Source organism: Aeromonas sobria (assembly GCF_050266975.1).
In the GTDB taxonomy this organism is placed as follows: Bacteria; Pseudomonadota; Gammaproteobacteria; order Enterobacterales; family Aeromonadaceae; genus Aeromonas; species Aeromonas sobria_B.
The window spans coordinates 31,796-43,159 of the sequence record NZ_JBKISU010000021.1 but is presented as its reverse complement, the minus strand read 5'-3'; the positions used below and the strand labels follow the sequence as shown (position 1 = coordinate 43,159).

Sequence of the window (11,364 nt, the reverse complement as noted above, 5' to 3'; positions counted from 1 at the left end):
CTTGTCTGTTCTAGTTTGAATTCTGGGCAGCCATCCGGCGCAGGGCGGAGGAGGTAACGGGGTAGAACGCGAGGAGACTCAGCCCGCCTGTTCCAGATGTCCCTTGATCAACAGATCCGTCTCCAGCAGGGGCAGGCCGACCACGGCGCTGTAGCTCCCCTCGATGCGGCTGACGAACTTGCCCGCTATCCCTTGAATGCCATAGGCCCCGGCCTTGTCACAGGGCTCGCCGGTGCGCCAATAGGCCTCGATCTCGGCCTCGTCCAGCTTGCGAAACGCCACGTTGGTGGTGACCAGCCGCACGTCGCAGCGCTCCGGGGTGGCCAGGGCCACCGCCGTCATCACCTGATGCACCTTGCCTGAGAGTGCCTCCAGCATATCCTTGGCGTCGAATAAATCCGAGGGTTTCTCCAGCACCCGATCGCCGAGCACCACTATGGTGTCGGCACCCAGCACCGGCAGCGCGCTCGGCGCGACGGCCAGACCGGCCATCGCCTTGTCGCGGGCGAGGCGGCAGACGTAGTCCTGAGGTTTCTCCCCTTCGAGGCGCTGTTCCGGCACATCCAGCCTGAGCACCTCGAAGCGATATCCCAGCTGGGTCAGCAGCTCACGACGACGGGGCGAGCCGGAGGCGAGATAGAGTTGCAGTTCGTTGTGTTTGCTCATAATCACTTGATATTGAAGCGGCGGCGCACCTTGCGCAGCACCAGAAACACCCAGGGCCATATTAACATCGTGGAGAGGGTGGACCAAAAATAGGCAAAATTGAGGCTGGCACGACCGAACAGATGCTCGGCCCAGAAGATGGTGAGCTTACCCACCAGGGAGAGCAGCCCTATGATGAAGGCCTGCTGCCAGAGGGAGAAGTTGCGGATCTTCTGGAACTGGAAGGCGGCCAGATAGGTGGTGATGGCCATGGCCATGGCCCGCACGCCGAGGGTGCTGCCGAGCAGCACGTCCAGCAGCAGGCCCGCCACCCAGGCGGTGCCGACATTGGCCCTGTGGGGCAGCGCCAGGGCCCAGTAGATCAGCACCATGGCGAGCCAGTCCGGGCGAAACGGCTCGAATTGATGGGGCAGCGGCATGATGGAGAGGCTCAGGGCCAGCATGACCGAGAGCCAGATCCAGAACCGCCCGCTCGCGGGTTGCAGCATCAGGGGGTCGCCCCCGCGGCCGGGGCGACAGCCGTGGTCGGGGCACTCGCCTCTTCGTCATGGACCTCAGGGGTCTTGTCGGTCCACAGCAGCAGCAGGTAGCGCAGCCTGTCCAGCGCCACCAGGGGCCTGGCCTCGACCTGGGCGAAGGGCTTGCCCTCCACGTAGTCGGAGCGGGTCACGGTCGCCACCGGGTAGCCTTCCGGGAAGCGGCCGCCGAGACCCGAGGTGACCAGCAGATCGCCGACCTGAACGTCGGTGTTGCGCGGCAGGTTGCGCAGCTCCAGCTTGTCCAGCTCGCCGCTGCCGGAGGCGATGGCGCGCAAGTCGTTGCGCAGCACCCGCACCGGAATGCCGTGGCTGGCGTCGGTGATGAGCAGCACCCGGCTGGTGGTGGAGCCCACATGGAGCACCTGACCGACCACCCCCTGATCGTTGATCACCGGCTGGCCGTTGTAGACGCCGTCCAGCGCCCCCTTGTTGATCAGCACCTGATGGCTGAAGGGATCGGAATCCACCGACAGCAGCTCGGCCACCATCTTGCGGGACTCGTTATGGACGGGAGAACCGAGCAGTTCCCGCAGCCGCTGGTTCTCGTGTTCCAGATGATCCATCTTGAGCAGACGGGAGCGCAGGGTAAACAGCTGCTGCTCCTGCTGCTTGGTCTGTTCGATGAGGTCGGCACGGGTCTGCACCTGGGTCGACATGGTGTCGAGCAGGGTGCCGGGGGCGTTGGCCATGTATTGCAGCGGGCTGACCAGGGAGCTCAGATAAACGCGGACGTGGCTGAACACACCGAAGCGGGAATCCGCGACGATGGCAGCAACCGAGATGATGACGGCGAGAAACAACCGTAACTGAAGCGAAGGGCCTCTACCAAAAATGGGTTTCATGAGTCGTCAAAAAAGAGCCGGCGCTCGGCCGGCTTTGGGTCTTATTCGTAGTGGAACAGATCGCCACCGTGCATGTCGATCAGCTCCAGCGCCTTGCCGCCGCCGCGGGCGACGCAGGTGAGGGGATCCTCGGCCACGACGACCGGGATGCCGGTCTCTTCCATCAGCAGACGGTCGATGTCTTTGAGCAGGGCGCCACCACCGGTCAGCACCATGCCGCGCTCGGAGATGTCGGAGGCCAGCTCGGGCGGGGACTGCTCCAGGGCCACCATGACGGCGGAGACGATGCCGGACAGCGGCTCTTGCAGCGCTTCCAGGATCTCGTTGGAGTTCAGGGTGAAGCTGCGGGGCACGCCCTCGGCCAGGTTGCGACCACGCACTTCGATCTCGCGCACCTCTTCGCCCGGGTAGGCGGAGCCGATCTCGTGCTTGATGCGCTCGGCGGTGGCTTCCCCGATCAGGCTGCCGTAGTTGCGACGCACATAGCTGATGATGGCCTCGTCAAACTTGTCGCCACCGATGCGCACGGACTGGGAGTAGACCACGCCGTTCAGGGAGATGATGGCAACTTCCGTGGTACCGCCACCGATGTCCACCACCATGGAGCCGGTCGCTTCGGACACCGGCAGGCCGGCACCGATGGCGGCAGCCATGGGTTCATCGATGAGATAGACCTCGCGGGCGCCGGCGCCCAGGGCGGATTCCTTGATGGCGCGACGTTCCACCTGGGTGGAGCCACACGGCACGCACACCAGCACACGGGGGCTGGGGCGGAAATAGTTGTTGTCGTGAACCTGCTTGATGAAGTGCTGCAGCATCTTCTCGGTCACGTAGAAGTCGGCGATGACGCCGTCCTTCATCGGACGAATGGCGGAGATGTTGCCCGGGGTTCGACCCAGCATCTGCTTGGCGGCATGACCGACAGCCGCGACGGATTTGGCATTCCCGCGCTCTTGGCGAATGGCGACAACTGAGGGTTCGTTAAGGACGATCCCTTGATCTTTTACGTAGATCAGGGTGTTGGCAGTTCCCAAATCGATCGACAGATCGTTGGAAAAGACGCCTCTGAGCTTTTTGAACATGGCTACGGGAAATCCTAAGAATTTGGGGGAGCAGAAAACCGGCTAACTTTACCAATGCCTATCCCAATGAGCAAGGGCGCAAGGGGATGGCAAGCCCCCCTGCGCGACAATAAATGCGAGTCATCACTCACTGTTTGGCGCCGTTCCCGTCTTATCTTCCTGACCACAAAGGAGTTAGCCCCCCGGCGAGCCCGGCCTAGCGAAAGTATTCTCGCCGGTAGATGAGGCGATCGTTACCGCGGCTGTTGCCGAAGATGGCAACCCCCTCGAGTGTGTCAGGATCCGACAGCCAGAGCGGCTCGTCCGGTTGCTGCCACAGCGCCACCTTGTAGGGCACCCGCAACACCTGGTTGGGCGCCCCCAGCTGCAGATACGTCAGCCCCCCCTCGACCCTGGCGGTGCGCGATCCCGATGCCGTCTGCCCCAGACCAATGTTGATGCTGCCGCCGTTGAAGCTCAGGGCCTGGCTGGCCGCCTGATAGTCCTGACCCGGATCGGTAAACTCATAGCCGCTCAGATCCAGCTCGGTGCAGCTGTCATCCTGATTGCGCCGCCACCCCCCCTGGTAGAATTCGACCTCCTGCCTGAGGGCCAGGGGCTCGCTGCTCGCCCCCTGCTCGGTCGCCACCTTGAGCCTGCCGTAGCGCAGCTCATCCTGCCCCAGCAGCCGGGCATCGCAGTTGCCCTGTTCCCGGCAATCCCCTCGCCAGGCCGGATTCATGTCCAGGTCCGCCAGCGCCGAGACACCGCCGTCCCGATCGTCGATACGCACCCCGAACGCCAGCTCGAGCAGCGGATCTTCCGGCCCCTCGCCCCGATCGAAGCGGGTATTGAGCAGCAGCTGCTGCTCCCCTCGCTCGACCTGGTAGAGACCGGAGGCCCACTGTCCGTCCGGGCTCAGGGTCAGCCGATCGGAACGATCCACCCCATCCCTCTGGTTGGCTGCCACCAGCGAGATCTCGCCCCTGGCAAACTCATCCCGGTAGTTGTAGGTCACCCCGCCCACCTTGTTGCGAGCCGAGAGGATGAAGGCGCTGTTGAACGGCTGGCTCATGTAGATGAAGCCGGCGCACATTGGGGTGATCTCGGGCTCATTCAACGCGAAGTCCCACGGCACTATGCGCCCGACGGGGTCGCTGCGGGCAGGGGGAATGGGATAGCCAAAGTAGGCCTCCTGGGGGGTCGCGGTCAGGCGAAACACCCCCACATCATCCAGTGACTGCACCAGATCGTTGCGGCTGTCCGACGCCCGCTGGTGTTGGTAGACGGGAGTCTGCACATCGGCATTGACACCGCCGCTCGGCGCCACCACCTCGCTGTCCAGCGCGATATTGGCCATCTCGAAGTTGGGGGTGGTGCCATTGCCGTTGCAGATGTCCGCATCCTCCTCCTTCTCCCACGCCATCGCTCGCAGGGTCATGGGAAAGCTCTCCCCCGCCTTGCGAAAGAGGGGACAACTCACGTCACCGGCCTCGCACCGCCCTTGCTCGGTCGTGATGCAGAGGCCCACCGGCCGGGTAACGAATATGCCCCCCCCTCCTGACTCTCCATCTCCAGTCCGGATTCGACGCCCGTGCCCTCATAGCGGGCCGAGACCTGCATCTGGCCGGCATCGGGATAGCGCACCCTGAGGGGCGCCTCCCCCTGGTCATCAAACGCCAGGGCCAGGGTCACAGGTGCGGTCCCCACGGCTTCATCGTTGATGATGACCTGATGGCCATAGGGGTTGTCCTGGGGCGCCACATAGTGGCTCGACAACGCCACCGGCTTGGTCACATTGGCGAACCCAGGTACGCAGCGCTGGGAGACGTCGTCTTTCTTCACCGCCTTGAGCAGGCCATTGAGCGGCTCGTTGGCATAGCCGTCGGGGATGGCCACCACGAAGCCGCTGTCGGCGAAGGTCAGGGTGCAGGCATCGGCGCTCGGCTCGCCGCTCCCGGCTCGGCACAGGGTTTCGCTGTAGGGTTTGGTGGCCGGCTCCGAGCTCGCCACGCCCATGGTAAGGTCACCCGGCTTGTTGCCGCGCAGCTCGACCGTGACGCTGCCCCCGCTGAAGGTGACATCGGCCCCGCCCACCCATTGACCGGCACCGCCGTTGTCTTCCAGGCTCAGGTGGACGGTGACCGGCTCGGTGATGAGCTCGCTGCAAGCCGGGTTGGCACACGCCCTTATGGTCACCTGCTCCGGGTTACAGGTCAGCCCCTGGCCGCTGTGCACCAGCTCGAAATGATCCACCAGGGTGCCCACCGGTTCGGATGCCAGCGCACACACCTCGATATTGTCGACCTCGTGAATGTTGGTTTTATCGCCAGTCGAGCCAGTCAGGGAGAGGATGAACTGCTCCGGCAGCGGCGCCTGACCCGTCTGGCTCAGCACATCGATGGGCTCAACCAGAGTCACCATGCCATTACCCGTGTCCCGTCTGACCGAGACCAGCGCCTGGGAGGGGTCACGCGAGTCATAAGTAATCTCGTAGAGATGATTAACACTCCCATTACCATCCACGGCAGGAGATAGGCACGTTTTATCCTTAGTCGCATCGTTACATGTACCGGTCAGGTAACGGTAACCCTCCTGCTCCTTGCCGGAGCCACGCAGGGCCACCGATTGCTTGAGCTGATTACCCTGGCTGTAAGAGCCACCCTCTTTGGAGAACTTGCCGTACTCATCCAGGCCTATCCCTAGCCAGCCGCCGGCAAAACCATTGAGCTTGCTCTTCTTGTCAAAACCGTAGCCGAGGGGACCGCCGAAGGCGCCGGGAACCGGGGATATGGCGGCATCAGACAAAACGAGGGCCATACCATCAGCCCCGGTTGAGGTGCCCCCGTAGGCATAGTGGTTAAAAGTGATGGTGATCAGGTTCTCTGCCGCCGGAAAGTGCCAGAGATAGGTGCTGGAGGTGGCCTGTTTTTTAACATCCTCCGTCAGGCGCAGGCGTCCGTTGACAATCGCGGGAGTAAAGCTGCCGTTACTGACCTTGCTCACCCAGTTTTCGCTGAGGGCGCCGGAAAAATCGTCCCGATAACAGGTCAGTTCCGGCTCGGGTTCGGGTTCCGGCTCGGGATCCGGGCCACCGGTCCAGGAGGAGTCCACCTCATAAATGATCTTGCTGCCCGCCTTGAGGTTGAGGTTTCGCGCACTAATGCGACCTCGTAATATGGTCTTGTTTTCAAAGTTGGCATCCCCCTCGACATAATAGGAGCCGGCGATCTCTACCGCCGTGGTGACCGTCAGGTTGCCGCCGACATAAATATCGAGCCGCTCGCCCCCCGAAATGGTCGCCCCGCCATGCATGGAGAAGTTCCCACCGAAAAAGATCTTGATCGGTTCATCACCGATAATATTTATAGCGGCATAGGATGGGCTGTTGAAATTGCCTATATAGTAGGTCTTCCCTGCCTTGAAATTAACAACGGCATCACCTTGCAGATCCATATTCCCGATCACATAAACATCATAATCATCGGAAAAATTAACCTCACCGAACACACTCAGATTACCTATGTCCCAGCGAGTATTATCGACCTCCTTGCCATAACCGCTCTGCGTGCCCACCACCAGCTTGGGCACGGTCCAGTCGGCGATGGTGTGCTGCTGGCTGTCGGTGGTTGACAAGATATCGGGTTTGGCCAGCGGCAGGCTGGGAACACCGGTGATTTCACATTTCCCCTCGACACAGGCCTCTTCACTCATCTCCCACTGATAGCCGTTCACCTCCTTGAAACAGACCTCTCGAGCGCTATAGCCTTCAATGCGTGACTCGCCCTGCATATAGAGGGTGCCTGCCCCGTCGGGACTCTGGGCCGGCCCCGGAAAGACATAATTACAATCTATGGCCGATGCAGAGGCGGTAAAAAGCCATAGCAATAAAGAGAGAAAGATATTTTTTCGCATTCGTCAGCTATTTCCATCCAAGGCGTCGATATCCACTCGAGATGGATATCACAAAGTCCGGACAGGCCGCCATTGACCAACAATGACAACCTGTCCGTTGAAATCAGACTCCTTCCTTGGAATTCGTAGCCGTAATAGACCGCGATGCCGACTCATCCCATGGATGAATATCATGAGGCACCACTCTCTGACTCCGTGAGAAAAACGAACCGTATGAGAATATATGTATCCCTCATCTCGCCACAGGCAAAGGCCGAGATGAGGCTGTTTAACGGCGCAGTGCTATCTCCAGCCCCTCCTATTTCCGGCCCCTGGGAAAAGCGCCACCACCTTATTCAAAAAATTCGCGGCGATAGATGATGCGATCGTTGCCGCGGCTATTGCCGAAGATGCCGATCCCGTCGAGCGTGCCAGGATCCGACAGCCAGAGCGGTTGATCCGGTTGCTGCGACAAATCGACCCGATAGGGCACCCGCAATACCTGATTAGGCGCCCCCAGCTGCAGATACGTCAGCCCCCCCTCGACCCTGGCGCGGGTCGAACCCGGCGCCATCGGCCCCAGGCCAATGTCTATGCTGCCGCCGTCAAAGGTCAGGGTCTGGCCGGCCCCCTGATAGGCCTGGTTCGGGTCGGTAAACTCATAGCCCCTCAGGTCGAGGAGGGTGCAATCATCCAGCTCATTGATCCGCCATTCCCCCTGGTAGAACTCGACCTCCTGCTTGAGGGCCAGGGGGGCGCTGCTCGCCCCCTGCTCGGCCGCCACCTTGAGACGACCATAGCGCAGATCCTGCACGCCGAGCTGACGCGCATCGCAGTTGGACTGTGCAGCACAATCCCCGGCAATGCCCGCATTCATATCCGGCGCGGCGATGAGGGTATTGCCCCCGTCCAGATCATCGACCCTCACCCCGAAGGCCAGCCGAGAGAGGGGATTTTCCGGCGCATCACCGCGCTCGAAGCGAGTGTTGGGTTGCTCTTCATCGAGCAACGCCACCCCGGCAGCCCACTCGGGAGAGAGCAGCGAGGAGATCCGCGCCGAGCGGTCCACCCCATCCTGATCGTTGGCCGCCACCATGACCACCTGACCCTTGGCAAACTCGTCACGGTAGTTGAGGGTGGTCTTCTGCTGGTGGTTGCGGGCCGACAACGTATAACCGGCGGTGAAGGGCTGTCCCATATAGGTGAAGCTGTATCCCGTGTGGGTGACGGCGTAGCACGCAGGCGTGATGACCCCATTGCTCAAGGCAAAGTCCACCGGCACGAAGCGACCGATGGGCAAGCTCCTGGCCGGAGGAATGGTGTAACCGAAATAGCCAAGTGCGGGCGGTGTCGCCGTCATCTGGAACACCCCGACCTCGTCCAGCGACTGGCTGACGAGGTTGAGGTTGTCATTGTTGTCGGCCGAGTTGCTATGGTCATAGCCGGTCGTGCCGACGGCGGCCTCCACACCGGGCTTGGGCGCCACCAGTTCGCTGCCCAGCGCAATGTCGGCCAGGACGAAGTTGGGGGTCGCCAGGTTGCCACTGCACAGATCCTCGTCATCGTCGGCCTGCCAGGCCACCCCCTGGATATGCAACGGGAAGCCTTCGCCGGTCTTTTTGAATACCGGGCAGCTGGCGTAGTCAGCATTGGTGGCATTGGCGTCGCGCACGCACTCACCCTGCGGCGCCTTGATGCAGAGCCCCGCCGGGCGGGAGACAAACTGATCCGCCCCCGTCATCACCAACCCGGCGCTATCGCCGCTGCCCTCGTGGCGGGCGTTGAGCTGCATCTTGCCCGCATCCGGGTAGTTGACCGTCAGGGTCACCTCCCCCTGGGCATCGAAGGCCAGTTCAGTGGTGGCTGCCGCCGCCTGGCTAGTGGCGACGGCACTGCCATTGACCGTCACCTTGCTACCAAATGTATTGCCATTCGGGTCTATGTAGTCGCTCCAGAAGCTGACGGGCTTGCTCACATCGGCAAAGCCCGGCACGCACTGCTGGCTGGCGTCATCTTTCTTGACCGCCTTCATCAGCACCTGCTGCGGCTTGTTGGCATAGGTATCTTGCACATCGAACAGGAAGCCGCTGTCGGCAAAGTCCAGGGTGCAGTCATCGGCACTCGGCTCGCCGCCAGCGGCCCGACACAGGGTTTCATGCAAAAATGCGGGGGTCGAGCTGGAGACACCGATAGTCACGGCGCCCGCCGTGTTGTTGCGCAGTTGCGCCGAGGTCGAGCCGTCGCTGAAAGTCACCTGATTGCCGTCGCTCCAGCCATTACTGCCGGTGCTGGGAGAGACACTCAAGGTCGCGGTGACCTGCTCGGTGACGAGCTGGGAGCAGCTCTCATCGGCACAGGCCTTGATCATCACCGTTTCCGGGTTGCACGTGAGCGCCTGACCGGAGTGACTGAGCTCGAAGTGATCGACCTTGGTCCCCTCCACCTCCTCCCCACAGGTGGTTCCGCCGAGATCCACCTTGTCAACGGCATCCTGATCGAAGTAGTAGTCACCGTTCCCGCTGATATCGATGTTGCCTCCCGTCGCCAGCGCCCCTTCGAGCGTGGCGTTACCGGCCACCCTGATGTTGCCCGCCACATAGAGGACGGCATTGATCTCGTTCTGCCCTGTGATGGAGAGATCCCCCTTCACATAGATAAAGAGATTCTCGGGCGGATTATGGAGGTTGAGCCTGGCGTTGCTCAGATCGAGGTTGTTGAAGTAGAGCCGAGCCGTCACACCGGTGGCGACAATCTCGGCCTGGTTGCCGATGCTGCCCTTGTCAAAGTCATGATCCCCAGGTGCGAAGCTGTTGCTGCCATGGCCACTACAGCGGGTTCCACTCCCCTGTTTGCTGCACACCAGATCCTCAAGGGGCGACACCAGCACGCCCGTCGGGGGCGTCATACTGGCGTTTTCCGTAGGGGGGTCGGTAAAGATATCCTTGCAGCTGGAGAAGGGGCAGATATCGGGCCAATCTCCCTCGAAGGGCTCATGGATGATCTTGCTGTTATCCGTCATGGTGACATTGACCGCCGACACGGCCCCCGTCAGCTGGGCCTCCCCGCTCATGGCCAGATCACCCGCATTCACATAGAGGATGGCGTTGAGCTTGGATTGCCCGCTCATGGTCACCTCGCCGAAGTGGTAGAACATCAGGTCGTTGGCCTTGCCGCCGGCATTGACTGTCAGGCCTTGCGCCAGGGTCAGATCACTCTTGAGGTAGAGTCTGGCCTGGTCGCCACTAGGAAATACCAAGCTGGTCCCGTAACCGCTGCGGCTGAGGTCCAATGTGTCGATCCAGTGGCTGCCCCCACTAAAGTACAGGTTCGAAAGACTCCCTACATTGAACGTTTTTACATAATGCGCCGACAGGTAACCATTGATGACGGCATTGTCGGCCGTCTCCACCGTTTGATAGAGCTTGATGGCCAGATCGCTGCGACTGCCCGCCGCCGTGATCTGACCCTGACCCGCCACTGTGAGCCCATGGACGCTCAGCGTACTCTGGCCCTGGAAGGTCATGGCACTGTTGTTCTGCACCTTCAGGTTTCTGATGGACCAATCCCCCGCAGCCATGAGCGCGCTCTGGCCACTGGCCGAGACGTTCATGGTGACGTTCTCGATGTAGCGCGGCTGGAAACTGGCCGTCCCTGTGTTGCCATTGCCCGAGATCTCCAGGCTGCTGTAGACGGTGACGCTCGCACCAGATAACTTGCCGTTGCCCGTGACGATCAGCGCGTTGGCATGGAGGTTCCCCGCCCCATAGAAACCGTTGTTGTAGTCATTCTTGATCGTCAGCGTCCTGGCATAGACGGTCGCGCCATTGAGGTTGAGCACGGCCCCCTCGGAGAGAGACAGGGTATCGAACCGATAGGTCTGGCCCGATTTCAGGGTCGCCACGCACTCACTGCCACCCCAAGATGCACTCTTGTAATCCCCTGCTGCAGGCGAGATAGCGCCATCACAAGACAGATCGCCTTGTCCGCTGTAGGAGGGAAAATCCTCGGGGTTGGCCGGGAAGTCATCGGGGTCACTGATAAATGCAAGACTGTTGAGCGGGCTGGCCAATGAGCCACTGACGTTGCAGTTGGAGACCCAGGTGCCCCCGTCCCAAGAGCCGCCGCTGTTGCAGTTGGCGTTCGACTGGATGTTCTTGCTGAGAAAGGGATAGCTGGTTCCCACCGTCGAGCTGATGATCTTGCTCTCGTTGCTCATGCTCAGCACACCGGGAGTGGCGTGACTCTGCACCGGGAAGAGAAAGGCGGCTGTGCACTGATCGGCCGCCTGTACCGAGGCCGCACCCAGCAGCATGGTGAACAGCATGGGACCCCAAAGAGGCTGTTTTGACGTCATGAATGCGG

The 11,364-nt window shown here is 61.4% G+C and carries 8 protein-coding genes; 1 reads left to right on the top strand and 7 read right to left on the bottom strand.

Features of this window, described 5'->3' with window-relative positions; translation table 11 throughout:
- Positions 1–78: 78 nt before the first annotated feature.
- The 6 genes from ACLHZ1_RS13140 to ACLHZ1_RS13115 all read right to left on the bottom strand — a co-directional run bounded on the left by ACLHZ1_RS13140 (position 79) and on the right by ACLHZ1_RS13115 (position 6,423).
- Positions 79–666 carry a Maf family protein gene (locus tag ACLHZ1_RS13140; protein ID WP_427262449.1) on the bottom strand — a complete coding sequence of 196 codons (588 nt, stop codon included), beginning with the start codon at positions 664–666 and terminating at the stop codon, positions 79–81.
- 2 nt (positions 667–668) lie between these two features.
- Positions 669–1,154: a rod shape-determining protein MreD gene (gene mreD / locus ACLHZ1_RS13135; RefSeq protein ID WP_427262448.1), complete on the bottom strand. Its 486-nt coding sequence runs from the start codon at positions 1,152–1,154 to the stop codon at positions 669–671.
- On the bottom strand, positions 1,154–2,047 hold the full coding sequence (gene mreC, locus ACLHZ1_RS13130) for a rod shape-determining protein MreC (protein ID WP_427262447.1): 894 nt from the start codon (positions 2,045–2,047) through the stop codon (positions 1,154–1,156). The genes mreD and mreC overlap by 1 nt, the downstream gene beginning before the upstream one ends.
- 41 nt (positions 2,048–2,088) lie before the next feature.
- Positions 2,089–3,129: a rod shape-determining protein gene (locus tag ACLHZ1_RS13125; protein WP_005308111.1), complete on the bottom strand. Its 1,041-nt coding sequence runs from the start codon at positions 3,127–3,129 to the stop codon at positions 2,089–2,091.
- 196 nt (positions 3,130–3,325) lie between these two features.
- The gene (locus ACLHZ1_RS13120; RefSeq protein WP_427262446.1) at positions 3,326–4,639 is read right to left on the bottom strand and encodes a DUF6701 domain-containing protein; all 1,314 of its coding nucleotides are present in this window, start codon (positions 4,637–4,639) and stop codon (positions 3,326–3,328) included.
- The gene (locus ACLHZ1_RS13115; protein WP_427262445.1) at positions 4,588–6,423 is read right to left on the bottom strand and encodes a DUF6701 domain-containing protein; all 1,836 of its coding nucleotides are present in this window, start codon (positions 6,421–6,423) and stop codon (positions 4,588–4,590) included. Before ACLHZ1_RS13115 ends, ACLHZ1_RS13120 begins: the two co-directional genes overlap by 52 nt.
- Between ACLHZ1_RS13115 and ACLHZ1_RS13110 the strand changes: the two genes are divergently transcribed.
- On the top strand, positions 6,418–6,741 hold the full coding sequence (locus tag ACLHZ1_RS13110) for a hypothetical protein (protein ID WP_427262444.1): 324 nt from the start codon (positions 6,418–6,420) through the stop codon (positions 6,739–6,741). The two genes, ACLHZ1_RS13115 and ACLHZ1_RS13110, sit on opposite strands and share 6 nt — an antisense overlap.
- A 613-nt stretch (positions 6,742–7,354) precedes the next feature.
- On the opposite strand, the gene ACLHZ1_RS13105 is transcribed toward ACLHZ1_RS13110, so the two are convergent.
- Positions 7,355–11,356, bottom strand: coding sequence for a DUF6701 domain-containing protein (locus ACLHZ1_RS13105; RefSeq protein ID WP_427262443.1), 4,002 nt, complete (start codon positions 11,354–11,356; stop codon positions 7,355–7,357).
- Positions 11,357–11,364: the final 8 nt, after the last annotated feature.